Raw genomic sequence first — 20,447 nt, 5'->3', positions numbered from 1 at the left:
GCCAATTGAAGTGGCAGCGGCGAAGGGAGACTTCCATTTTTGGAGAAAACATATGAGTCTGAGCAACTCCCTCGGGTTGCTGGGCCGCAAGGTGGGGATGATGCGTCTCTTCACCGATGACGGGGATGCAGTCCCTGTCACGGTGGTGGATGTGTCCAACAACCGTGTGACCCAGATCAAGTCGGAAGAAACCGACGGCTACGTTGCCCTTCAGGTGACGTTTGGCTCGCGCAAAGCATCGCGCGTGACCAAGCCGGCAGCAGGCCACCTCGCCAAGGCGGGTGTCGAAGCCGGTGAAATCATCCAGGAATTCCGCGTGACCGCCGATACGGCCGGTCAGCACAAGGCCGGTGGCGTGATCGCCGCAGGCAGCGTGTTTGCGGTCGGCCAGAAGGTGGACGTGCAGGGCACGTCCATCGGCAAGGGCTTCGCTGGCACCATCAAGCGTCACAACATGAGCTCGCAGCGCGCGTCGCACGGTAACAGCCGTTCGCACAACGTGCCGGGTTCCATCGGTATGGCGCAGGATCCGGGCCGTGTGTTCCCGGGCAAGCGCATGACGGGCCACCTCGGCGACGTCACCGTGACCACGCAGAACCTCGACGTGATCCGCATTGACGAAGCCCGTCAACTGCTGCTCATCAAGGGCGCCATTCCGGGTTCGAAGGGTGGCTTCGTCACCGTGCGTCCCGCGATCAAGGCCAAGCCGCAAGCGGCCGAAGGAGCGAAGTAATGCAACTCGAACTCCTGAACGAACAAGGCCAGGCCGCGTCGAAATTCGACGTCCCCGAAACCGTGTTCGGCCGTGACTACAACGAAGACCTGGTTCACCAGATCGTCGTTGCATTCCAGGCCAATGCCCGCCAAGGCACGCGCGCCCAGAAGGACCGCGAACAGGTCCATCACTCGACCAAGAAGCCTTTCAAGCAAAAGGGAACGGGCCGCGCCCGTGCCGGTATGACGTCCTCGCCCCTGTGGCGTGGCGGCGGCCGCATTTTCCCGAACATGCCCGACGAAAACTTCACGCAGAAGATCAACAAGAAGATGTACCGCGCCGGCATGGCCGCCATCCTCTCGCAACTCGCTCGTGAAGGCCGTCTGGCCGTGGTCGATTCGATCAAGGTCGATTCGCCCAAGACCAAGCCGCTGGCTGACAAGTTCAAGGCGATGAACCTCGCGTCGGTCCTGGTGATCGCCGAAGAAGTCGACGAGAACCTGTACCTCGCCTCGCGCAACCTGGTGAACGTGCTCGTCGTCGAGCCGCGTTACGCCGATCCGGTGTCGCTGGTGCATTACAAGAAGGTGATCGTCACCAAGGGCGCCGTCGACAAGCTCAAGGAGATGTTCGCATGAGCCGCATGAATCCTACGCCTGCCTTCCGGACTCAGTTCGCTGAAGGTCGCCTGATGGCCGTGCTGGTCGCACCGATCGTGTCCGAAAAGGCCACGATGGTCGGCGAGAAGTCGAATGCCGTTACTTTCAAGGTGCTGCAGGACGCCACCAAGCCCGAGATCAAGGCCGCTGTTGAACTGATGTTCAAGGTCGAAGTCCAGGGCGTGTCCGTGCTCAACACCAAGGGCAAGACCAAGCGCTTTGGCAAGTCCATCGGCCGCCGCGACAATGTTCGCAAGGCCTATGTCACGCTGAAGCCGGGTCAAGAGCTCAACCTCGTCGGGGAAGGCGCTTAATCATGGCAGTCATCAAGATCAAGCCCACTTCGCCGGGTCAACGCGGCGCAGTGAAGATCTCGCGGGACCACCTGTACAAGGGTGCACCGCACGCTCCGTTGCTCGAGCCGCAGTTCCAGGCTGCCGGCCGGAACAACAACGGTCACATCACGATTCGCCATCGCGGCGGTGGTCACAAGCACCATTACCGCGTGGTTGATTTCGTGCGCAACAAGGACGGCATCCCGGCCAAGGTCGAACGCATCGAGTACGACCCGAACCGCACCGCCCACATCGCACTGGTGTGCTACGCCGACGGCGAGCGCCGCTACATCATCGCCCCGCGCGGTCTGGAAGCCGGTGCCACGCTGCTGAGCGGTTCGGAAGCCCCGATCCGTGCCGGCAACACGCTGCCGATCCGTAACATCCCGGTGGGTTCGACCATCCATTGCATCGAACTGCAACCCGGCAAGGGCGCGCAGATCGCACGCTCGGCCGGTACGTCGGCCACGCTGCTGGCACGCGAAGGCGTCTATGCCCAGGTGCGCATGCGCTCGGGTGAAGTGCGCCGCGTGCACGTCGAGTGCCGCGCCACGATCGGCGAAGTCGCCAACGAAGAGCACAGCCTGCGCCGTCTGGGCAAGGCCGGTGCGAAGCGTCACATGGGTATTCGCCCGACCGTTCGCGGTGTGGTGATGAACCCGGTCGACCACCCGCACGGTGGTGGCGAGGGCAAGACCGGCGAAGGCCGTCATCCGGTCGACCCGTGGGGCAATCTCACCAAGGGCTATCGCACCCGTAACAACAAGCGCACGCAGGTCTTCATCGTGTCGCGTCGCAAGAAATAAGGGGATAGCACATGACTCGCTCTCTCAAGAAGGGTCCTTTCGTCGACCACCATCTGGTGGCCAAGGCCGACAAGGCTGTGACGACCAAGGACAAGAAGCCGATCAAGACCTGGTCGCGTCGCTCGATGGTTCTGCCCGAGTTCATCGGTCTGACCATTGCCGTGCACAACGGCAAGCAGCACGTGCCCGTGTACATCACCGACCAGATGGTCGGCCACAAGCTCGGCGAATTTGCGCTCACGCGCACGTTCAAGGGGCACCCCGCGGACAAGAAAGTCCAGAAGAAGTAAGGAACGACCATGTCTGAAACACGTGCAGTCCTCCGCGGTGTCCGCCTGTCGGTCGACAAGGGCCGTCTGGTCGCTGACCTCATCCGCGGCAAGAAGGTCGATCAAGCGCTCAACGTTCTGCAGTTCACGCAGAAAAAGGCCGCTGTGATCATCAAGAAGGTGCTCGAGTCGGCGATTGCCAACGCCGAGCACAACGACGGTGCCGACATCGACGAATTGAAGGTCAAGACCATCTACGTCGAACAAGGTGCCACGCTCAAGCGCTTCACCGCCCGCGCCAAGGGCCGCGGCAACCGCATCAGCAAGCCCACGTGCCATGTGTACGTGACGGTTGGCAACTAAAGGCCGGAAGACTATGGGACAAAAAATCCACCCCACTGGCTTCCGCCTTGCGGTCAGCCGTAACTGGTCCAGCCGCTGGTATGCCAGCAACAAGGACTTCGCCGGCATGCTGGCGGAGGACATCAAGGTGCGCGAGTACCTGAAGAAGAAGCTCAAGAACGCGTCGGTTTCCCGCGTGATGATCGAGCGTCCCGCCAAGAATGCACGCATCACGATCTACTCGGCACGTCCGGGCGTCGTGATCGGCAAGAAGGGCGAAGACATCGAGAACCTCAAGCGCGAACTCGGCAGGCAGCTGGGTGTGCCGGTCGCAGTGAACATCGAAGAAGTGCGCAAGCCCGAAATCGATGCCAAGCTGATCGCCGACAGCATCACGCAGCAGCTCGAAAAGCGGATCATGTTCCGCCGCGCCATGAAGCGTGCGATGCAGAACGCCATGCGTCTGGGTGCCCAGGGCATCAAGATCATGTCGTCGGGCCGCCTGAACGGCATCGAAATCGCCCGTTGCGAGTGGTACCGCGAAGGTCGCGTGCCGCTTCACACCCTGCGCGCCGACATCGACTACGGCACCTCGGAAGCCAAGACCACGTACGGCGTCATCGGCGTCAAGGTCTGGGTCTACAAGGGCGACACGCTGGGTCGCAACGACCTGCCGGCCGTCGAAACGCCGCGTCCTGACGACGAGCGCCGCCCCCGCGGTCCGCGTCGCGATGGCCGCCCGGGTGGCGACCGTCCGGGTTCGGACCGTCGTGGTCCTGGCCCGCGCGCCGGTGCCCGTGGCCCGATCGGTGGCAACACCGCGCCGGCCGATGGCAGCGACAAGCCCGCAGAAGCCACCGGTGCAGCCGCACCGGGTGCAGACGCCCCGAAACCCGCCGTTAAGCGCGTCCGCAAAGCCGCGCCAGCTGCAGCAGCTGACGGTGCCAAGACCGAGTAATCGGTCGCTCCCGGGCGCGCAAGCGCCTGGGGTCATCACGGAGTAAGAAAACATGCTGCAACCTGCACGTAGAAAGTTCCGCAAGGAACAAAAGGGCCGCAACACTGGTGTTGCGACCACGGGCAATTCGGTCGCCTTCGGCGACTTCGGCCTGAAATGCACCGACCGCGGCCGTCTGACCGCGCGCCAACTCGAAGCGGCTCGTCGCGCGATCTCGCGTCACGTGAAGCGCGGTGGCCGCATCTGGATCCGCGTGTTCCCCGACAAGCCGATTTCGACCAAGCCCGCTGAAGTGCGGATGGGTAACGGCAAGGGCAACCCCGAGTACTACGTGGCCGAAATTCAGCCCGGCAAGATCGTGTTCGAGATCGTCGGCGTGCCCGAAGAACTCGCCCGCGAAGCGTTCCGCCTGGCTGCTGCCAAGCTGCCGCTGCGTACCACCTTCGTCGCGCGCCAGCTCGGCACCTGATCGAGGAGAGAACACTCATGGCAACACGTAAGAAGAAGGACGCCGCGGCCAAGCCGGTCAAGGTGTCGAAGGCTGCAACGCTGCGCGAAAAAGACGTCGCGGGCCTCGCAACCGAAATCAAGGATCTGCAGAAGGCCCATTTCGGCCTGCGCATGCAGAAGGCCACGCAACAGCTGTCGAACACCTCGACGCTGCGCGTGACACGTCGCGACATCGCTCGCGCCAAGACCATTCTTGCGCAGAAGTCGCAAGAGACCGCCGCCAAGTAAGGAGCAAACATGACGGAAGCTAAAAAATCCCTCAAGCGCACCTTGATCGGCAAGGTCGTGAGCGACAAGCGTGAGAAGACCGTGACCGTGCTGGTCGAGCGTCGTGTGAAGCACGAGCTCTACGGCAAGATCGTGGCCAAGACGAGCAAGTACCACGCCCATGACGAAAAGGGCGAGTACCACCTGGGCGACACCATCGAGATCACCGAAAGCCGGCCGATCTCGAAGACCAAGAACTGGGTCGTGACCCGCTTGGTCGAGAAGGCCGCCCTGGTCTGATCCCCGGCACACAGCCACCCCGGAAACGGCCCACAATGTGGGCCGTTTTCTTTTTTGTCTGGAGCATTTTCATCATGATCAAAGTCGGCGATTCCCTCCCCTCGGTCACCCTCATGGAGTATTCGGAAGTTGAAGGCGAGGGCTGCAGCATCGGGCCGAACGCCGTGGACGTCACCAAGGCAGCGGCCGGCAAGACGATCGCCGTGTTCGCGCTGCCCGGCGCGTTCACGCCCACCTGCTCGGCCAAGCACGTGCCCGGCTACGTGCAGCACTTCGACGACTTCAAGGCGGCCGGCGTCGACGAGATCTGGTGCCTGAGCGTCAACGACGCCTTCGTGATGGGGGCCTGGGCACGCGACCAGAAGACCGGCACCAAGGTCCGCATGCTGGCCGACGGCAGCGCCGACTTCGCCAAGGCGACCGGCCTGACGCTCGACCTCACCGGCCGCGGCATGGGTCTGCGCAGCAACCGCTACTCGATGCTGGTGAAGGACGGCAAGGTGGCTTCGCTCAACGTCGAGGCGCCCGGCAAGTTCGAGGTCAGCAACGCCGAGACGCTGCTGGCCCAAGCCAAGGGCTGAGCCCGCGCTCGCGCTACAGCTCGACCTTGAGGTAGTGCGAGCCCGCGATCGGGTTGTGATAGTAGGGCGGCACCTCGGTGAAGCCGAGGTCTTCGTACAGCGCCCGTGCGGATTCCATGTCGTCCAGCGTGTCCAGCAGGACGCACGCATAGCCGGCGGCACGGCCCGCATCGAGGATGGATTCGGCCAGGCGGCGCCCTAGCCCCAGGCCGCGGAAACCCGGGCGAACGTAGAGCCGTTTCATCTCCGCGGCATTCGGGTAGTCGGCGGTGTCGAGCGGCCGCAAGGCGCAGCAACCTGCCACATGGGCGGCCCGGCCGTCCGACAAGGTCAGCGCCGGCGTACCGGGTGCCTCGTGCGCACCGGCATCGACCAGCGCCAGCAAGAGCGCGCCTCGAGGCTCGGCGTAGTCACCGGGGAGGCGCACCAGTTCGTCGTCGAAGTTCTGGAAGCACAGGTCGATGCCGAGCCCCGCCGCGTACTCCAGGAAGATCGATCGCGTGGCCGCGAGCGCTGTCGGGTCGTCCGGCGTGAGCAGCACGATGTCGGGCGAGCCGGCCAGCGGGAGAGGGCGGGAGGGCGAGAAGCTCATGGGCGAATCGTGCTGATCCAGACGGCCACGGCAATGCAACCGGCGAACAGGGCCAGGGCCAGCCAGCGCGAGCCGGCACCGTCGCGGCTGGGCACCACCGGCGTGGTCGACGGAAAAAACTTGTCGCCCGTGATCATCGGTGCGACGAGCCGGTGGCGGCGCACCACGGCGTAGTACAGCACCGCCGCCAGGTGCAGCACGATGAGCGCGATCACGACCCACTTGCCCCATTCGGCGTGCCAACCGGTCGCGAGGCCGCTCATCGCCCCCGACACGGTGTGCGCGAATGGCCCGGCGTAGGTGATCGCGTCATCGGCCACAAGGCCGGTCGCGACCTGGAGGACCAAAACGGCCAGCATCGCGAAGACCGAGAGCGCGCCCAGCGGGCTGTGGCCGATGAGGTGGTCCGGATGCGCCTGGCCCCGCAGGTAGGCCCCGACCGAGCGCGGGCCGTGGATGAAGGCCGCGAAGCGCGACCAGCGTCCACCGACGAAGCCCCACACGAGCCGGAACAGCAGCAGCGCCAGCACCGCATAGCCCAGGCGGAAATGCCAGTCCATCACGCCGGTCCAGCCGGTGACCAGGACACCGGTGACCGTCAAGGCCAGCAACCCGTGGAACAGCCGGGTCGGCAAATCCCAGATGCGCGTGCGCGCCATGCCGGCGTGCGGCGTCGCGGGGGAGGGGGCGGGAGGCGTCATCGAGGCATGGAGGGCTGCGGAAGGCGCAGATTAGCAAATCCGCCTTGCGAGCGGAAATTCCCTCGCCTGGCGTTCATCGCACGTGCGCCCCTAAACTGCCCTCGGCGCCGCGCCGCGGCGTCACCCCCACGATGCAAAGGAAACCCATGATTCGCCTTGCCACCCTCGCGTGTGCCGTGACGCTGGCCGTCTCGGCGCTGCCTGCCCTGGCCCAGCCACAGAAGTTCGACAAGCCCGAGGACGCGATCAAGTTCCGTCAGGCCACGTTGAAGGAACTGCAGCAGAACTTCAAGCGGGTCGCCGACATGGCGTCGGGCCGCGACGACTTCAACGCCAAGGTGGCCGACGAGAGCGCCGCCCGCGTGGCCGAACTCATCAAGCAGCCGTGGCCGGCGTTCGGCCCCGGCACCGAGGGTGGCAAGGCGCGCCCGGAAGTCTGGACAGAACAAGCGAAGTTTCAGGACCTGGCCGGCAAGGCGCAGGGTGAGATGGTCAAGCTGGCCGCGGCGGCCAAGACCGGCAGCCTGGATGCCATCAAGGCGGCCATCGGCCCGGCCGGCGCGTCGTGCAAGGCGTGCCACGACAGCTTCAGGGCGCGTTGATCCGCGGCGATCGCCCACGAAAAAGGCACCTTGCGGTGCCTTTTTTTCCGGGGTCTGCGTCGCTCAGGCCTCGGCCAGCAGCTTCTCGATCAGCTTGTGCAGCTCGGCGAAATCGGGCTCGCCCACATAACGCTTCACGATCTCGCCGCGCTTGTTGACGATGTAGGTTGTCGGCGTGAGGGCCACGTCGCCCCAGGCCTTGGCGACCGCGCCGGTGTTGTCGATCGCCACCTTGAAGGGCAGCTTGCGGGTTTCCGCGAAGTTCACCACGTAGCTCGGCGGGTCGTAGCTCATGGCCACAGCCAAGGTGTCGTAGCCTTGTGCCTTGTACTTGTCGTAGGTGGCGATCACCTTGGGCATCTCGCCCACGCAGGTCACGCAGCTGGTGGCCCAGAAATTCACCAGCGTCACCTTGCCTTTGAGATCATCGGTGGTCTTCTTGCTGCCATCGAGCAGGACGAAGGTCGATGCCGGCGCGGCCGAGACGCCGGTGTTCAGGTAGACGCCTGCGCCGGCGGCCAGGGCGATCGCAAGGGCGGCGACAGGGATGATTTTTTTCATGGGAGATGGATCGATGAAGCGCCGCAATTTTAGTTCCGCCTGCCTGGCCGTGCCGGCCTCTCTGGTATTGCTCGCCACGCAGCGCGCTCACGCGTTGTCGCTGGGCGACCTCAGTGCCGCCGATGCCTCGGGCGGCGTCAAGGCCGCGCTGGAGAAGGGCGCCACGGTGGCCGTGAGCTTGCTGGGCCGTCCCGACGGCTTCCTCGGCAATCCCAAGGTGCGCATTCCCCTGCCCGGCTATCTGGAAGACGGCTCGAAAGTGCTGCGCATGATGGGCCAGGGCAGCCGTATCGACGAACTGGTGACGGCCATGAACCGCGCCGCCGAGCAGGCGGTGCCCGCCGCGAAGGACCTGCTGCTCAACGCCGTGCGCACCATGAGCGTGACCGACGCGAAAGGCATCCTCACCGGTGGCGACAACTCGGTGACGCAATTCTTTGCCGAGAAGACGCGTGCACCGCTGACCGAGCGCTTCCTGCCCATCGTGAGCGCTGCCACCGTGAAGGTGAAGCTCGCCGAGAAGTACAACAAGTTCGCCGGCAAGGCCGCGGGCTTCGGCCTGGTGAAGAAGGAGGACGCCAACCTCCAGGGCTATGTCACGGGCAAGTCACTCGACGGCCTGTACCTCATGATCGGCGAGGAAGAACGCAAGATCCGCCAGGACCCGGTCGGCAGCGGCAGCGCGATCCTGCAGAAGGTGTTCGGCGCCATCCGTTGAGAACGCACGCGACGGCCGGGTCGGCCCGTCGGCTCGATAATCGCCGCCCGATGCGCATCCCCTCCCGTGCCGGCCAGATGGCCGCTTTCCTCGTTGCCGCCGTTTCGGCGGCGTGCAGCCCGACCTTCAACTGGCGTGAGGTGCCGGTCGGCGACGCCGGCCTGGTCGTCATGCTGCCCTGCAAGCCCGACCGCGCCACCCGTGCCTTGCCGCTGGGCACGGCGTCGGTCGACGTGGAAGTGGTTGGCTGCGAGGCCGGCGGTGCGACCTTCGCCGTGGCGCACGCGCGGGCCGCGGACGCGGCCCAGGCCGAGGCCTGGCTGATCGCATGGCGCGCCGCCACGCGCGCGCAACTGGCCGATGTGCAGCCCACCGAAACGCAGGCCACGCTCCCGCGCGCGGCGCTGCAGCCGGCACCGGTTCGCCTCGATGGCCGCGGCAAGGCCCAGGCGCACCTGCTGTGGTTTGCGCAGTCGCGCGCTGGTGGCGTCTCGCTCTACCAGGCCACGGTGCTCGGCCAGCCGTCGTCCGCGGACGCGGTGACCACCTTCGACGAAGGGCTGCGCCTGCCGTGAACGTCGTCACTGATCGTTCCTCGACTTCCCCGGACGGCCCGCATAATCGATGTCCGACTCTCCGCGCCGCATGAACAGCATCTTCATCATTGCCCACGCTCCGCTCGCCCAGGCGCTGCGTCAGTGTGCGCTGCATGTGTTCCCCGACTGCGAACGCCACATCGCGGCGCTCGACGTGCTGCCCAACGTGTCGCCCGAAGAAACGCTGGCGGCCGCGCGCATCACGCTCGAGATGGCACTGCGCACACCGCGCTCGCAGGTGCTCGTGCTGGCCGACGTGTTCGGTGCAACGCCCTGCAACGTGGCCCAGAAGCTGGTCGACGGGGCACGCTCGCGGCTGGTGGCCGGCGTCAACCTGCCCATGCTGCTGCGCGCGGTGAGCTATCGCAACGAGCCGCTCGACGCGCTGGTGCAGCGGGCCATGGCCGGGGGCACCGCCGGCGTCATGCAAGTCGCGGTTTCCGCTCCTCAGAACCAGGCGAGAAGAAAGCACAGTGATCAAGACATCCGTGACCATCAGCAATAAGCTGGGCCTGCACGCGCGCGCGTCGGCCAAGCTCACCAAGCTCGCCGGCAGCTTTCCGTGCGAAGTCTGGCTGGCCCGCGGCGATCGCCGCGTCAATGCCAAGAGCATCATGGGCGTGATGATGCTGGCCGCCGGCATCGGCACGACCGTCGAACTCGAGACGAACGGCGACCAGGAACAGCCAGCGATGGATGCGCTGGTGCAGCTCATGAACGACAAGTTCGGCGAGGGCGAGTGATGTTGCCCCCACGCTCCGCACTGCGTGTCGTCGCTGCCCCCCGAGGGGGCGCGGCCGGCTTGGGGCGGTCCGGCGCCGGCCGGCCGTTGCCCGCGCGCCTCATGCCATGACGTTCGCGGTCCACGGCCTTCCGGTGGCCCGCGGCATCGCCATCGGGCGTGCGGTGCTGGTGGTGTCGAGCCGCATCGATGTCGCGCACTACTTCATCAAGCCGGAGCAGGTCGAGACCGAGATCCAGCGCGTGCGCAGCGCGCGCAACGCCGTCGCCGATGAGCTGACCAAGCTGCAGGCCAGCGTCGCATTGATGGGCCCGAGCGAGGCGCCGCACGAACTGGCCGCGCTGCTCGAGGTGCACCAGATGCTGCTGCAGGACGAAGCGCTCAGCGACGGCGTCAAGCACTGGATCACCGAGCGCCTCTACAACGCCGAATGGGCGCTTACCACGCAACTTGAGCTGATCGCGCGCCAGTTCGACGAGATGGAGGACGAGTACCTGCGCGAGCGCAAGGCCGACCTGGAGCAGGTCGTCGAGCGCATGCTGCATCGCATGAAGGGCACCGCGGCCGTGCTGGCGCCGACGCCGCCCAAGCGCAGGCGCGCAGCGGCCGACGACGAGCACCACGACCCGACCAGCGGCGAAGGCGTCGATGCCCCGCTGGTGCTGATCGCGCACGACCTGTCGCCGGCCGACATGCTGCAGTTCAAGAAGAGCGTGTTCGCCGGCTTCGTGACCGATGTGGGCGGCCGCACCTCGCACACCGCCATCGTCGCGCGCAGCATGGACATCCCGGCGGTGGTCGGCGCCCGCACCGCGAGCCAGCTGGTGCGCCAGGACGACTGGGTGATCATCGACGGCGACGCCGGTGTGGTGATCGTCGACCCGTCGCCCATCATCCTGGCCGAGTACGGCTTCAAGCAACGCCAGGGCGAACTCGAGCGCGGCCGCCTCACGCGCCTGCGCCACAAGCCGGCCGTCACGCTCGACGGTGAGCGCGTCGACCTGCTCGCCAACATCGAGATGCCCGAAGACACCCTGGGGGCGGTCAAGGCCGGCGCGGTCGGTGTCGGCCTCTTTCGCAGCGAATTCCTCTTCATGGCGCGCGAGGCGCAGCAGCTCACGCGCCTGCCCGACGAGGAGGAGCAGTACCAGGCCTACCGGCGCGCGGTCGAGGGCATGCAGGGCATGCCCGTGACCATCCGCACCATCGACGTCGGCGCCGACAAGCCGCTCGACGGCAAGGCCGCCCGGCAGGAGCACCTGAACCCGGCCCTCGGGCTGCGTGCCATCCGCTGGAGCCTGGCCGACCCTGCCATGTTCCTGACCCAGCTGCGGGCCATCCTGCGGGCGGCAGCCCATGGCGAGATTCACCTGCTCATCCCCATGCTGGCGCACGCCAGCGAGATCCGCCAGACGCTCGCGCTCATCGACGAGGCGCGCGCGCAGCTCGACCGGCGCGGTGCGGTGTATGGCGTGGTGAAGCTCGGCGCCATGATCGAGATTCCGGCCGCCGCGTTGACGCTGCGGACCTTCCTCAAACACTTCGACTTCCTGTCGATCGGCACCAACGACCTGATCCAGTACACGCTGGCCATCGACCGCGCCGACGAAGCGGTGGCCCACCTGTACGACCCGGCGCACCCGGCCGTGCTGCGCCTGGTGGCCGACACCATCGCCGAATGTCGCCGTCAGGGCAAGGGCGTGAGCGTGTGCGGTGAGATGGCCGGTGACGTGACGTTCACGCGCCTGCTGCTCGGCCTGGGGCTGCGCAGCTTCTCGATGCACCCGTCGCAGATCCTCGCGGTCAAGCAGGAAGTGTTGCGCGCCGACGCGGCCAAGCTCGTGCCTTGGGCGCAGAGCGTGCTCGAGGCCGAGGATCCGGCCGCCCTGCTCAGCGCCCCGCGCTGAACCGCGTCCGGCGCGCCGCAGGCGTCGCAATAAAACGAAACACGCCGATACGGCGGCGAAAGGACTTCGCCGGGCGCGGATCGCACCATCGAGGCTCCTTCACTTCCTTGAGACCAGGAGCCCGACATGACCGTTCGCCAGACCTTCCTCGCCATCTCCGCCATCGCGCTGCTCGGCACCGCGGCCGCTCAGGCCGAGACCTACCAAGGGGTGCTGGCGGCGCCTCGGGATCGGAGCCGCGCCGACGTGATGCACGACGCCCTGCGCACCGCCCACGCACCCGACCAGAACGTGGTGCGTGGCTCGCGTGGCGCGGAGCCGCTCGGCGTGTCGCAGGACCGTGCCGCGGCGCGGGTCGAGGCCGTGCGTGCCGCTGCGGCACCCGACCAGAACGTGAGCGCGGGCTCGCGCGTCAACAGCCGCGTGGTGCCCACCCAGCCGCATCCGCTGGATGTGCGCGCGGAGCGCCGCGCTGGCGGCAGCCTGTGAACGCCCTCGTCCCATCACTCGATCACCACGGAAATCGCATCATGAAGACATGGATTCAACGCAGCCTCGTCGGCCTCTTCGGCGGCGCCCTGGTCGTCGGCAGCATCGCCGGCTGTGCCGCCCAGCGCCATGGTTGGGGGCATGGCGATCCGGCCGAACTCCGCGCGCGCATGGTCGAACGGGTCGGCAGCAAGCTCGACCTCGACGCCTCGCAGAAGCAGAAGCTCGACGTGTTGGCCGACAAGCTGCAGGCGCAGCGCGCGGCCCTGCGTGGCAGCGGCGACCCGCGTGCGCAGTTCAAGGCGCTGTTCGCGGGCAACGCGTTCGATCAGGCCAGCGCCACGCGGCTGGTGGAGGAGAAGACAGCGGCCCTGCGCACCGGCAGCCCCGAGGTCATCGCCGCCGCCGCCGACTTCTTCGACCACCTGCGGCCCGCGCAACAGCAGCAGGTGCGCGACTTCATGGAGCGCGGACGCCGTTGGGGCCGGCATGGTTGAGGCGCCCGCATGCGTCGCGTCGCGCCGATGCCCGCGGGCCTGATCGCCGGCCTGCTCTGGGCCGGCGTCGCTAGGCACAATCCGCTCATGTCCCGCATCCTGCTGATCGACGACGACGAACACCTGGCCGCGCCGCTGGCCACCTACTTCGCGCGCTTCGACTGCGTGCTCGACAGTGCGACGCGGCCAAGCGAAGGGCTGGCCAAGTTGCGGGCCGCGCACTACGACGCCGCCATCCTCGACGTGATGCTGCCCGAGATGGACGGCTTCGCGCTGTGCCGCGCGATCCGCGGCGAGAGCGACATTCCCATCGTCATGCTCACGGCCCGGGGTGACGTGATGGACCGCGTGGTCGGGCTCGAGCTCGGTGCCGACGACTACCTGCCCAAGCCCTTCGAGCCGCGCGAACTCGTGGCGCGCGTGCAGACCATCCTGCGGCGCCGGCGCAAATCCGCGGTGCCGGCGGCGACGCCGCAGCGCCTGGTGTTCGACGGCCTCGTGGTCGACCTCGACCGGCGCGAGGTGCTGCGCCAGGGCGAGCGGGTGGAGCTCACCGGCACCGAGTTCGAACTGCTGGCGCTGCTCGCGCGGCAGCCGGGCAAAGTGTGGAACCGCGACGACATCCTGAACCAGCTGCGTGGCCAGGAGGCCGAGCTCTACACGCGTGCCGTCGACATCGTGATCAGCCGTCTGCGCAAGAAGCTCGAGCCGCTCGACTGCATCAAGACGCTGCGCAACGCAGGCTACGCGCTGGCTGTCGCCCCATGAGCCGGGTGCACGCCGAGCGACGCTGGCGCCACCGTTGGAAGCATTCGCTGCGGCTGCGGCTCATCACCGTGTTCGTGCTGCTGGCGCTGGCCATGGGCGTCGTGTTCCTGGGCGGCATGCAACGCGTCTTCACGACCGGCTGGCGCGATGCGGCCAAGCCGCTGCTGGTCGACTACACCGACCGCCTGGTGGCCGAGATCGGCAGCCCGCCCGACATCGCGCGTGCGCAGGCACTGGTCGCCCGGCTGCCGATCACGATCCGCATCGACGGGCCGACGGTGCAGTGGGACTCGCACCCCGACAAGGACCGCCGCGGCAGGTGGTCCGATCGGCCCGACAGGCGCGACCGACAGACGACGGGCGATGACGGCGAAGGGGAGCCGCGCGACGCCTGGTTTCGCCGCAGCACGGCAGACGGCCATGTCGTCACCTTCGGCCTGGGCGCCTCGCCGTGGCAGGACAAGCCGCACGGCATCGGCTGGCTGACGCTGGCGTTGCTGCTCGCGCTGATCCTGGCCGCCTATGGTTATGTGCTCAAGCTGCTGCGCCCGCTCGACGACATTCGCATCGGCGCCGAACGCTTCGGCCGTGGCGACTTCGACCAGCCCATTCCGCTGCGGCGGCGCGATGAGCTGGGCGATCTGGCGCAGCGCATCAACACGATGGCGCATGACATCCGCGGCATGCTCGACGCCAAGCGCGCGCTGCTGCTGGCGCTGAGCCACGAGTTGCGCTCGCCGCTCACCCGCGCGCGGCTCAATGCCGAGCTGCTGCCCGCCACCGACGAGGGCGCGGTCGAGCGTGACGCGCTGCTGCGCGACCTGAACGAGATGCGCGACCTGATCACCGACCTGCTCGAAAGCGAGCGCCTGGCCGGTCCGCACACGGCACTGCACCGCGAGCCGGTCGACCTGGCCGCGCTGGTCCGCGACACCGCGGGCGAGATGCCGGGCGTGGCGATGGTGCGGCTCGATCTGGCAGAGAACTTGCCGACGCTGGCGCTCGACCGCACGCGCATGCGGCTCCTGGTGCGCAACCTGCTGGACAACGCGCAGCGCTACGGCGCAGAGGCCACGCAGCCCCCGGTGCTGAGCCTGCGGCCGGCCGCCGATGGTGGCGTCGTGCTCGACGTGCGCGACTTCGGCCCGGGCGTCGACGATGCGCAGCTGGCGCACCTCACCGAGCCCTTCTTCCGCGCCGACAGCGCGCGGCAACGCGCCACCGGCGGCGTCGGACTCGGCATGTACCTGTGCCGGCTGGTGGTGGAGGCGCATGGCGGCACGCTGCAGGTGCGTCAGGCGCGGCCGGGGCTCGCCATCGACGTGCGCCTGCCGCCCGACGGCGCGTCAGCGGCCCGCGTGCCGATCACGGCGGCCGAGATGATCATCAGTGCGGCCAGCGCGATCGTCCATGACAGCGGTCGGCCAGTCAGCGCCAGCAGCAGACCGGTCGACGCCAGCGGCGTGAGGTAGCTCAGGATGCCGATCTGCCGCGCATCCCCGCGCTTGAGGGCCATGTCCCACAGGTAGAAGGCGGCGCCGAGCGGGCCGAGTCCGCACAGCACGATCAGCACGATGTCGCGCGGGCTCAGGGCCACCGACGGTTCCAGCACGGCGTGGCAGCCCAGCGCCAGCAGTCCGGACACCAGCCCGAACAGGCCGATCGCCGCCGTCGGAAAGGCGGGCACCCGCTGCGTCCACAGCGAATAGCTGGCCCAGATGAAAGCCGAGCCCAGCGCCGGCACGAAACCCCAGTACGCGGGCGTGGCGCCCATCGTCACGCCGTCGCCGCGCGCGCCGAGGATGGCGATGGCTGCGCCGGCGAAGCCGAGCAGCGCAGCGACCACATGCAGCGGCCGCAGCGTCACGCCCTTCAGCAGCACTGGCGCCAGCACCACCATGAAGAGCGGCCACAGGTAGTTCACCAGATTCGCTTCGACCGGCGGTGCGTTCCGCAGCGCGATGAACAGCAGGAAGTGAAAGCCGAACAGCCCGTAGATGCCGAGCGCGAGCGTGCGCGGCGGCACGGCCCAGGCGCGGCGATCGCGCAGCAGGTGCGGCAGGCTCAGCACGCTGCCGATCGCCAGGGCCAGCCCGGTCAGGAGGAAGGGCGGCACGTGCGAGAGTGCGGTGCCCAGCGAGGCGAGCGTGGCCCAGAAGGCGATGGCGCCGAGTGCGAGCAGGGTGGCGGGGGACATGCGCCGAGCTTAGAGCGGCCGGTCGTCGCGTGGCGACGGCGCATCGTCGCGCAACGCGCCTCGGTTCAGCCGTCGGGCTGTGCCTGGCGACGCAGGGCGGCGGTGAGCGCCGAGGGCGAACGGTAGCCGGTGCGGCGGGCCGTCTCGGCGACGCTGGTGCCGGCGGCGCGCAACGTGCGCGCCTGCGCCAGGCGGAGACCGCGCAGCCAGTGCATCGCACTCGTGCCCATCTCGTCGCGGCAGCGCGCGTTGAACTGGCTGGCACTGAGGCAGCAGCGCGCCGCCAGCGTGGCGACGTCGAGCGGTGCGCCGTGCCGGGTGGCGATCCAGGCGGCGAGCGCGGCCCAGTCGATCGGGCGCCGTGCGCTGCGCGGTGTCGGCGTGCCGTGCCAGGCCTCGAGCAGCAGCAGGGGCCCGTAGAGCGTGGCCAGCGGGTGGTCCTGCGTCACGCTCCGGGCGAGGCATTGCGCGAGGGCGCGCGCCTGGGGCGACGGCGTGGCCTGCCCGGCATGCTGCTGCCAGGCGCTCAGGGTGCTGTCGAGCACCAGGCACCGGCTGCTGCCGTCGGCGCCGAAGTCGTGGTGCTCGCCCGGCGGGATCACGCAGCCGTCACCGGCGGCGATGCGTCGGCCGCGTCCTTCGACCTCGAGTTCGAGCACGCCATCCAGGCCGATCAGCACCTGGAAGTGGTCGTGTGCATGGCTGCCGTGCGATGCGCCGTAGTGGCGCAGCGTCAAGGTGCCACCGGCGGCCATGGCGCGCGCCTCAGACGCCGGCGGCGTGCGCCTGTTCGTCGGCGTGGTAGCTCGAGCGCACCATCGCGCCCACGGCCGCGTGCGTGAAGCCCATCTTGTAGGCTTCTTCCTCGAACATCTTGAAGGTGTCCGGGTGCACGTAGCGCTTGACCGGCAGGTGCGAGTTCGACGGCGACAGGTACTGGCCGATGGTCAGCATGTCGATGTCGTGCGCGCGCATGTCGCGCATGATCTGCAGGATCTCGTCGTCGGTCTCGCCCAGGCCGACCATGATGCCGCTCTTGGTCGGCACGCTCGGGTGCAGCGCCTTGAACTTCTTGAGCAGGTTCAGGCTGAACTGGTAGTCGCTGCCGGGGCGTGCTTCCTTGTAGAGGCGCGGCGCGGTTTCCAGGTTGTGGTTCATCACGTCCGGCGGTGCGGCCTTGAGGATCTCCAGCGCGCGGTCGTCACGGCCGCGGAAGTCGGGCACCAGGATCTCGATCTGCGTCGTCGGCGAGAGCTCGCGAATGTTGCGGATGCACTCGACGAAGTGGCCGCTGCCGCCGTCACGCAGGTCGTCGCGGTCGACGCTGGTGATCACCACGTACTTCAGGCGCAGCTTGGCAATGGTGCGTGCCAGGTTCAGCGGCTCGTCGGGGTCGAGCGGGTCGGGCCGGCCGTGGCCGACATCGCAGAACGGGCAACGGCGGGTGCATTTGTCGCCCATGATCATGAACGTGGCCGTGCCCTTGCCGAAGCACTCGCCGATGTTGGGGCACGAGGCTTCCTCGCACACCGTGTGCAGGTTGTTCTCGCGCAGGATCTGCTTGATCTCGTAGAAGCGCGTGGTCGGCGAGCCGGCCTTCACGCGGATCCACTCGGGCTTCTTGAGCATCTCGCCCTGCACCACCTTGACCGGGATGCGCGACAGCTTCGCCGCCGCCTTCTGCTTGGCGAGCGGGTTGTAGTTTTCGGCGCTTTGCGCCTCGCGGACGACTTCGGTGCTGCTCATAGGGGCTCTCAAGGCGCCAGGTAGGTGACGAGCTTCTGGCTCAGCACGTGCGCGGCTTCTTCCCAGGTGGTGTGGACCCCGATTGTAGAAAGGTCGACCGTTCGCAGCCCGGCATAGCCGCAAGGGTTGATGCGCGAGAAGGGTTCCAGGTCCATCGCGACATTGAAGGACACGCCGTGGTACGTGCCGTGGCGCGCCACCTTGATGCCCAGCGCGGCGATCTTGCCGAGGCCGCGGAACGCGTCGGCCGGGGAGAACGGGCCGGGATTCGCCGCCGGGCCGCCCCAAGGCGAATCAGCCCCCTCGGGGGGCAGCGACCCGCGCAGCGGCGGAGCGTGGGGGCGTGTCAGCGCCGCATGGGAAAACGGGTCGTCCAGCCGCACGTAAATACCGGGCGACCCGGCCACGCGGTGCCCCGTAACGCCAAAGTGCGCCAGCGTGCCGATCACCGATTCCTCAAGCCGGTAGACGTACTCCTTCACGAAGTAGCCGGTGCGGCGCAGGTCGAGCAGCGGATAGGCCACGACCTGCCCCGGGCCGTGGTACGTCACCTGCCCGCCACGGTCGGTCTGGACGACCGGGATCGCGCCGGGATTCAGCAGATGGTCTGCCTTGCCGGCCAGGCCCTGCGTGAAGACCGGTGGGTGCTCGCACATCCACAGCACGTCGGGGGTGTGTTCGCCGCGCTCGGCGGCAAAGCGGCGCATCGCGTCGTAGGTTTCGAGGTACTCGACGTGGCCGAGCAGCGTCGCCGCCAGCGTGGGCCGCACGGCCAGGGTCAAAGCACCACCTTCACCATCGGATGCGACGACAGGGTACGGTAGAGGTCGTCGAGCTGCTCACGGCTGGTGGCGGTCACGGTGACGGTCACGCCCAGGTAGTTGCCTTCCTTGCTGGTGCGCAGTTCGATCGTGCTGGCGTCGAACTGCGGGTCGAACTTCTCGGCGATCTGCGTGACGGCGTGGACGAAGCCATCGACCTTGGCGCCCATCACCTTGATCGGGAACAGGGAGGGGTACTCGATCAGCGACTCCTTGCGGATGTCGGTCGGGGTGTCAGGCGTCGGAGCTGGAGTCGTCATGGTCGTCGGTGATGGTGTCAAGCAGTTGAAGTTCCCCGTTGATGTGCTTGGTCATGGCGGAATGCAAGGGGTTTTTACTTATAATCAATGGCTTTGTAAATTTTAGGCAGCCTTCGGCCACCGGCAGTGCACACAACCATGACAACAAGCACGCCAGAGTCGGAGATGGATGTCGAAGACGCCGATTTCAAGCCGCTCACCGCCGAACAGGCGCAGCAGCTGCGCGATGCCAATCCCGAACCTTCGCCCTGGTGGGTGATCGTGGCCCAAGTGGTCGCAGGATTGATCGTGGCAGGCATCGCGTGGGCTTGGACGGGTCGGCCGGTGGCCGGCGTGTCGGCACTTTACGGGGCATTGGCAGTGGCGATCCCGGCGGCTTTGTTTGTCCGGGGTGCGATGAGGGGCACGCAGGCGGGGCATCCGTCGGCCGCCATGCTGAGGTTTTTTGTCTGGGAGCTGATCAAGCTGGCGTTGACCGTGGCCTTTCTGGCGGCGGCACCCTGGGTGATCGGCGACCTGAGTTGGCTGGCGATGCTGGCTGGCATCGTGGCAGCGATGAAGATGTACTGGGTCGCCCTCGTGGTGCGGCCCAGATTGTTGAACCGGATTTGATTCTTTAAAGAGACGCTGAAAGATGGCCGCAGAAGGACACGCACCGACCGCGAGTGAATACATCGTTCACCATTTGCAGCATTGGCAGGTGAACTGGAGCCTCGAGCCGGTGACCCAAAAGGCCATCGTCGACTTCGGCGTCATCAACCTCGACTCGGTGCTGTGGGCGCTGCTGGTCGGCGCGATCGGCTGCTTCGTGCTGTGGCTCGCCGCGCGCAAGGCCACCTCGGGCGTGCCCGGCCGTTTCCAGGCCGCGGTCGAAATCCTCGTGGAAATGGTCGACAGCCAGGCCAAGGCCAACGTGCACAACGCGCAGAGCCGCAAGTTCATCGCGCCGCTGGCGCTGACCGTGTTCGTCTGGATCTTCCTGCTGAACGCCATGGACATGCTGCCGGTCGACCTGTTTCCGGCGCTCTGGGCGCAGGCGTTCGACGCGGCGGGCCACGACCCGCATCACGCCTACATGCGCGTCGTGCCGACCGCCGACCTCTCGACCACGCTCGGCCTGTCGACCTCCGTGCTGCTGCTGTGCCTGTTCTATGGCATCAAGGTCAAGGGCCTGGGCGGCTGGGGCCATGAGCTCATCACCGCGCCTTTCGGTGCGCACCCGGTGCTGTGGCCCATCAACCTGCTGATGCAGGTCATCGAATACCTTGCCAAGACCGTCTCGCACGGCATGCGGCTGTTCGGCAACATGTATGCCGGCGAACTCGTCTTCATGCTGATCGCACTCATGGGTGGTGCGATGGCAGCTTCGTTCTCGGGAGTGCTGCTGCCTGTCGGGCACATCATTGCCGGAACCGTCTGGGCGATCTTCCACATCCTGGTGATCACGCTGCAGGCATTCATTTTCATGATGCTGACACTCATCTACCTGGGTCAGGCGCATGAGGGCCACTAGGCCTGGTTACCCTTCTCGCTTTCGTTTTTTCTTTTCGCTTTCATCTGTAATCTAA

At 67.1% G+C, this 20,447-nt stretch carries 30 protein-coding genes and 1 pseudogene; 23 read left to right on the top strand and 8 right to left on the bottom strand.

The window, feature by feature from the left end; translation table 11 throughout:
* Nucleotides 1-52: 52 nt before the first annotated feature.
* From rplC to ACSFA2_RS13170, 11 genes are all read left to right on the top strand, one after another.
* Complete coding sequence (rplC, locus tag ACSFA2_RS13220; protein WP_435455891.1) at nucleotides 53-733, top strand: 50S ribosomal protein L3; 681 nt, start codon at nucleotides 53-55, stop codon at nucleotides 731-733.
* Nucleotides 733-1,353 carry a 50S ribosomal protein L4 gene (gene rplD / locus ACSFA2_RS13215; protein ID WP_140844740.1) on the top strand — a complete coding sequence of 207 codons (621 nt, stop codon included), beginning with the start codon at nucleotides 733-735 and terminating at the stop codon, nucleotides 1,351-1,353. Before rplC ends, rplD begins: the two co-directional genes overlap by 1 nt.
* Nucleotides 1,350-1,688, top strand: coding sequence for a 50S ribosomal protein L23 (gene rplW / locus ACSFA2_RS13210; RefSeq protein ID WP_286647087.1), 339 nt, complete (start codon nucleotides 1,350-1,352; stop codon nucleotides 1,686-1,688). The genes rplD and rplW overlap by 4 nt, the downstream gene beginning before the upstream one ends.
* A gap of 2 nt (nucleotides 1,689-1,690) precedes the next feature.
* Nucleotides 1,691-2,515 carry a 50S ribosomal protein L2 gene (gene rplB / locus ACSFA2_RS13205; RefSeq protein ID WP_435452465.1) on the top strand — a complete coding sequence of 275 codons (825 nt, stop codon included), beginning with the start codon at nucleotides 1,691-1,693 and terminating at the stop codon, nucleotides 2,513-2,515.
* Nucleotides 2,516-2,526: 11 nt separating this feature from the next.
* Nucleotides 2,527-2,805: a 30S ribosomal protein S19 gene (rpsS, locus tag ACSFA2_RS13200; protein WP_007838132.1), complete on the top strand. Its 279-nt coding sequence runs from the start codon at nucleotides 2,527-2,529 to the stop codon at nucleotides 2,803-2,805.
* A 9-nt stretch (nucleotides 2,806-2,814) separates the two neighbouring features.
* Complete coding sequence (rplV, locus tag ACSFA2_RS13195) at nucleotides 2,815-3,147, top strand: 50S ribosomal protein L22 (RefSeq protein ID WP_007838134.1); 333 nt, start codon at nucleotides 2,815-2,817, stop codon at nucleotides 3,145-3,147.
* Nucleotides 3,148-3,160: 13 nt separating this feature from the next.
* The gene (gene rpsC, locus ACSFA2_RS13190; RefSeq protein WP_262073583.1) at nucleotides 3,161-4,084 is read left to right on the top strand and encodes a 30S ribosomal protein S3; all 924 of its coding nucleotides are present in this window, start codon (nucleotides 3,161-3,163) and stop codon (nucleotides 4,082-4,084) included.
* Between the two features lie 52 nt (nucleotides 4,085-4,136).
* On the top strand, nucleotides 4,137-4,553 hold the full coding sequence (gene rplP / locus ACSFA2_RS13185; protein WP_262073157.1) for a 50S ribosomal protein L16: 417 nt from the start codon (nucleotides 4,137-4,139) through the stop codon (nucleotides 4,551-4,553).
* A 62-nt stretch (nucleotides 4,554-4,615) separates the two neighbouring features.
* Nucleotides 4,616-4,822, top strand: coding sequence for a 50S ribosomal protein L29 (rpmC, locus tag ACSFA2_RS13180; protein ID WP_140844756.1), 207 nt, complete (start codon nucleotides 4,616-4,618; stop codon nucleotides 4,820-4,822).
* 9 nt (nucleotides 4,823-4,831) lie between these two features.
* The gene (rpsQ, locus tag ACSFA2_RS13175) at nucleotides 4,832-5,101 is read left to right on the top strand and encodes a 30S ribosomal protein S17 (protein WP_262073158.1); all 270 of its coding nucleotides are present in this window, start codon (nucleotides 4,832-4,834) and stop codon (nucleotides 5,099-5,101) included.
* Nucleotides 5,102-5,175: 74 nt separating this feature from the next.
* Nucleotides 5,176-5,682 (top strand): peroxiredoxin, encoded by a 507-nt coding sequence (locus ACSFA2_RS13170; RefSeq protein ID WP_286647085.1) that lies wholly within the window; start codon nucleotides 5,176-5,178, stop codon nucleotides 5,680-5,682.
* A 13-nt stretch (nucleotides 5,683-5,695) separates the two neighbouring features.
* Here ACSFA2_RS13170 and ACSFA2_RS13165 read toward each other — a convergent pair whose 3' ends face one another.
* Both ACSFA2_RS13165 and ACSFA2_RS13160 read right to left on the bottom strand, forming a co-directional pair.
* Nucleotides 5,696-6,274, bottom strand: a complete 579-nt coding sequence (locus ACSFA2_RS13165) for a GNAT family N-acetyltransferase (protein ID WP_435455763.1) — start codon at nucleotides 6,272-6,274, stop codon at nucleotides 5,696-5,698.
* Complete coding sequence (locus ACSFA2_RS13160; RefSeq protein ID WP_435455762.1) at nucleotides 6,271-6,975, bottom strand: cytochrome b/b6 domain-containing protein; 705 nt, start codon at nucleotides 6,973-6,975, stop codon at nucleotides 6,271-6,273. Before ACSFA2_RS13160 ends, ACSFA2_RS13165 begins: the two co-directional genes overlap by 4 nt.
* Before the next feature lie 146 nt (nucleotides 6,976-7,121).
* On the opposite strand from ACSFA2_RS13160, the gene ACSFA2_RS13155 reads away from it, so the two are divergent.
* A complete protein-coding gene (locus tag ACSFA2_RS13155; RefSeq protein ID WP_435455761.1) occupies nucleotides 7,122-7,577 on the top strand; it encodes a c-type cytochrome in 456 nt (151 codons plus the stop codon).
* Nucleotides 7,578-7,640: 63 nt separating this feature from the next.
* Here ACSFA2_RS13155 and ACSFA2_RS13150 read toward each other — a convergent pair whose 3' ends face one another.
* Nucleotides 7,641-8,138, bottom strand: coding sequence for a TlpA disulfide reductase family protein (locus tag ACSFA2_RS13150; RefSeq protein WP_262073163.1), 498 nt, complete (start codon nucleotides 8,136-8,138; stop codon nucleotides 7,641-7,643).
* A 13-nt stretch (nucleotides 8,139-8,151) separates the two neighbouring features.
* Between ACSFA2_RS13150 and ACSFA2_RS13145 the strand changes: the two genes are divergently transcribed.
* From ACSFA2_RS13145 to ACSFA2_RS13105, 9 genes and pseudogenes are all read left to right on the top strand, one after another.
* Complete coding sequence (locus ACSFA2_RS13145) at nucleotides 8,152-8,856, top strand: DUF4197 domain-containing protein (RefSeq protein WP_435455760.1); 705 nt, start codon at nucleotides 8,152-8,154, stop codon at nucleotides 8,854-8,856.
* A gap of 50 nt (nucleotides 8,857-8,906) precedes the next feature.
* A complete protein-coding gene (locus ACSFA2_RS13140; protein WP_435455759.1) occupies nucleotides 8,907-9,431 on the top strand; it encodes a hypothetical protein in 525 nt (174 codons plus the stop codon).
* Between the two features lie 70 nt (nucleotides 9,432-9,501).
* Nucleotides 9,502-9,957: a PTS sugar transporter subunit IIA gene (locus ACSFA2_RS13135; protein WP_286647078.1), complete on the top strand. Its 456-nt coding sequence runs from the start codon at nucleotides 9,502-9,504 to the stop codon at nucleotides 9,955-9,957.
* Complete coding sequence (locus ACSFA2_RS13130) at nucleotides 9,926-10,195, top strand: HPr family phosphocarrier protein (protein WP_435455758.1); 270 nt, start codon at nucleotides 9,926-9,928, stop codon at nucleotides 10,193-10,195. Before ACSFA2_RS13135 ends, ACSFA2_RS13130 begins: the two co-directional genes overlap by 32 nt.
* Before the next feature lie 106 nt (nucleotides 10,196-10,301).
* A complete protein-coding gene (gene ptsP, locus ACSFA2_RS13125; protein WP_435455757.1) occupies nucleotides 10,302-12,101 on the top strand; it encodes a phosphoenolpyruvate--protein phosphotransferase in 1,800 nt (599 codons plus the stop codon).
* A 126-nt stretch (nucleotides 12,102-12,227) separates the two neighbouring features.
* Entirely contained in the window at nucleotides 12,228-12,590 is a 363-nt protein-coding gene (locus ACSFA2_RS13120; RefSeq protein WP_435455756.1) for a DUF4148 domain-containing protein, read from the top strand.
* A 41-nt stretch (nucleotides 12,591-12,631) separates the two neighbouring features.
* Nucleotides 12,632-13,087 carry a Spy/CpxP family protein refolding chaperone gene (locus ACSFA2_RS13115; protein WP_435455755.1) on the top strand — a complete coding sequence of 152 codons (456 nt, stop codon included), beginning with the start codon at nucleotides 12,632-12,634 and terminating at the stop codon, nucleotides 13,085-13,087.
* A gap of 87 nt (nucleotides 13,088-13,174) precedes the next feature.
* Nucleotides 13,175-13,855, top strand: coding sequence for a response regulator transcription factor (locus tag ACSFA2_RS13110; RefSeq protein ID WP_435455890.1), 681 nt, complete (start codon nucleotides 13,175-13,177; stop codon nucleotides 13,853-13,855).
* Nucleotides 13,852-15,186: pseudogene (locus tag ACSFA2_RS13105) on the top strand (sensor histidine kinase); the annotation flags it as partial. The gene ACSFA2_RS13110 and the pseudogene ACSFA2_RS13105, both read left to right, overlap by 4 nt.
* Here the strand turns inward: ACSFA2_RS13105 and ACSFA2_RS13100 are convergent.
* The 5 genes from ACSFA2_RS13100 to ACSFA2_RS13080 all read right to left on the bottom strand — a co-directional run bounded on the left by ACSFA2_RS13100 (nucleotide 15,150) and on the right by ACSFA2_RS13080 (nucleotide 18,879).
* Nucleotides 15,150-16,052, bottom strand: a complete 903-nt coding sequence (locus tag ACSFA2_RS13100) for a DMT family transporter (RefSeq protein WP_435455754.1) — start codon at nucleotides 16,050-16,052, stop codon at nucleotides 15,150-15,152. The pseudogene ACSFA2_RS13105 and the gene ACSFA2_RS13100 overlap by 37 nt on opposite strands.
* Nucleotides 16,053-16,117: 65 nt before the next feature.
* The gene (locus ACSFA2_RS13095) at nucleotides 16,118-16,807 is read right to left on the bottom strand and encodes an AraC family transcriptional regulator (RefSeq protein ID WP_435455753.1); all 690 of its coding nucleotides are present in this window, start codon (nucleotides 16,805-16,807) and stop codon (nucleotides 16,118-16,120) included.
* A gap of 10 nt (nucleotides 16,808-16,817) precedes the next feature.
* Nucleotides 16,818-17,798: a lipoyl synthase gene (lipA, locus tag ACSFA2_RS13090; RefSeq protein WP_435455752.1), complete on the bottom strand. Its 981-nt coding sequence runs from the start codon at nucleotides 17,796-17,798 to the stop codon at nucleotides 16,818-16,820.
* An 8-nt stretch (nucleotides 17,799-17,806) separates the two neighbouring features.
* On the bottom strand, nucleotides 17,807-18,568 hold the full coding sequence (gene lipB / locus ACSFA2_RS13085) for a lipoyl(octanoyl) transferase LipB (RefSeq protein WP_435455889.1): 762 nt from the start codon (nucleotides 18,566-18,568) through the stop codon (nucleotides 17,807-17,809).
* A gap of 8 nt (nucleotides 18,569-18,576) precedes the next feature.
* On the bottom strand, nucleotides 18,577-18,879 hold the full coding sequence (locus ACSFA2_RS13080; RefSeq protein ID WP_435455751.1) for a YbeD family protein: 303 nt from the start codon (nucleotides 18,877-18,879) through the stop codon (nucleotides 18,577-18,579).
* Between the two features lie 165 nt (nucleotides 18,880-19,044).
* On the opposite strand from ACSFA2_RS13080, the gene ACSFA2_RS13075 reads away from it, so the two are divergent.
* Complete coding sequence (locus tag ACSFA2_RS13075; RefSeq protein WP_435455750.1) at nucleotides 19,045-19,491, top strand: ATP synthase subunit I; 447 nt, start codon at nucleotides 19,045-19,047, stop codon at nucleotides 19,489-19,491.
* Between the two features lie 22 nt (nucleotides 19,492-19,513).
* Nucleotides 19,514-20,392 (top strand): F0F1 ATP synthase subunit A, encoded by an 879-nt coding sequence (gene atpB, locus ACSFA2_RS13070; RefSeq protein WP_435455749.1) that lies wholly within the window; start codon nucleotides 19,514-19,516, stop codon nucleotides 20,390-20,392.
* Nucleotides 20,393-20,447: the final 55 nt, after the last annotated feature.

It is taken from the genome of Variovorax cryoconiti (assembly GCF_051216395.1).
In the GTDB taxonomy this organism is placed as follows: Bacteria; Pseudomonadota; Gammaproteobacteria; order Burkholderiales; family Burkholderiaceae_C; genus Variovorax.
This window is presented reverse-complemented; position numbering and strand designations above follow the sequence as displayed.

Bases quoted from the DNA above. Each gene is read 5' to 3' on its own strand.
- rplC (WP_435455891.1), top strand. From the start codon at position 53: ATGAGTCTGAGCAACTCCCTCGGGTTGCTGGGCCGCAAGGTGGGGATG.
- rplD (WP_140844740.1), top strand. From the start codon at position 733: ATGCAACTCGAACTCCTGAACGAACAAGGCCAGGCCGCGTCGAAATTC.
- rplW (WP_286647087.1), top strand. From the start codon at position 1,350: ATGAGCCGCATGAATCCTACGCCTGCCTTCCGGACTCAGTTCGCTGAA.
- rplB (WP_435452465.1), top strand. From the start codon at position 1,691: ATGGCAGTCATCAAGATCAAGCCCACTTCGCCGGGTCAACGCGGCGCA.
- rpsS (WP_007838132.1), top strand. From the start codon at position 2,527: ATGACTCGCTCTCTCAAGAAGGGTCCTTTCGTCGACCACCATCTGGTG.
- rplV (WP_007838134.1), top strand. From the start codon at position 2,815: ATGTCTGAAACACGTGCAGTCCTCCGCGGTGTCCGCCTGTCGGTCGAC.
- rpsC (WP_262073583.1), top strand. From the start codon at position 3,161: ATGGGACAAAAAATCCACCCCACTGGCTTCCGCCTTGCGGTCAGCCGT.
- rplP (WP_262073157.1), top strand. From the start codon at position 4,137: ATGCTGCAACCTGCACGTAGAAAGTTCCGCAAGGAACAAAAGGGCCGC.
- rpsQ (WP_262073158.1), top strand. From the start codon at position 4,832: ATGACGGAAGCTAAAAAATCCCTCAAGCGCACCTTGATCGGCAAGGTC.
- ACSFA2_RS13170 (WP_286647085.1), top strand. From the start codon at position 5,176: ATGATCAAAGTCGGCGATTCCCTCCCCTCGGTCACCCTCATGGAGTAT.
- ACSFA2_RS13165 (WP_435455763.1), bottom strand. From the start codon at position 6,274: ATGAGCTTCTCGCCCTCCCGCCCTCTCCCGCTGGCCGGCTCGCCCGAC.
- ACSFA2_RS13160 (WP_435455762.1), bottom strand. From the start codon at position 6,975: ATGACGCCTCCCGCCCCCTCCCCCGCGACGCCGCACGCCGGCATGGCG.
- ACSFA2_RS13155 (WP_435455761.1), top strand. From the start codon at position 7,122: ATGATTCGCCTTGCCACCCTCGCGTGTGCCGTGACGCTGGCCGTCTCG.
- ACSFA2_RS13150 (WP_262073163.1), bottom strand. From the start codon at position 8,138: ATGAAAAAAATCATCCCTGTCGCCGCCCTTGCGATCGCCCTGGCCGCC.
- ACSFA2_RS13145 (WP_435455760.1), top strand. From the start codon at position 8,152: ATGAAGCGCCGCAATTTTAGTTCCGCCTGCCTGGCCGTGCCGGCCTCT.
- ACSFA2_RS13140 (WP_435455759.1), top strand. From the start codon at position 8,907: ATGCGCATCCCCTCCCGTGCCGGCCAGATGGCCGCTTTCCTCGTTGCC.
- ACSFA2_RS13135 (WP_286647078.1), top strand. From the start codon at position 9,502: ATGAACAGCATCTTCATCATTGCCCACGCTCCGCTCGCCCAGGCGCTG.
- ptsP (WP_435455757.1), top strand. From the start codon at position 10,302: ATGACGTTCGCGGTCCACGGCCTTCCGGTGGCCCGCGGCATCGCCATC.
- ACSFA2_RS13120 (WP_435455756.1), top strand. From the start codon at position 12,228: ATGACCGTTCGCCAGACCTTCCTCGCCATCTCCGCCATCGCGCTGCTC.
- ACSFA2_RS13115 (WP_435455755.1), top strand. From the start codon at position 12,632: ATGAAGACATGGATTCAACGCAGCCTCGTCGGCCTCTTCGGCGGCGCC.
- ACSFA2_RS13110 (WP_435455890.1), top strand. From the start codon at position 13,175: ATGTCCCGCATCCTGCTGATCGACGACGACGAACACCTGGCCGCGCCG.
- ACSFA2_RS13100 (WP_435455754.1), bottom strand. From the start codon at position 16,052: ATGTCCCCCGCCACCCTGCTCGCACTCGGCGCCATCGCCTTCTGGGCC.
- ACSFA2_RS13095 (WP_435455753.1), bottom strand. From the start codon at position 16,807: ATGGCCGCCGGTGGCACCTTGACGCTGCGCCACTACGGCGCATCGCAC.
- lipA (WP_435455752.1), bottom strand. From the start codon at position 17,798: ATGAGCAGCACCGAAGTCGTCCGCGAGGCGCAAAGCGCCGAAAACTAC.
- ACSFA2_RS13080 (WP_435455751.1), bottom strand. From the start codon at position 18,879: ATGACGACTCCAGCTCCGACGCCTGACACCCCGACCGACATCCGCAAG.
- ACSFA2_RS13075 (WP_435455750.1), top strand. From the start codon at position 19,045: ATGGATGTCGAAGACGCCGATTTCAAGCCGCTCACCGCCGAACAGGCG.
- atpB (WP_435455749.1), top strand. From the start codon at position 19,514: ATGGCCGCAGAAGGACACGCACCGACCGCGAGTGAATACATCGTTCAC.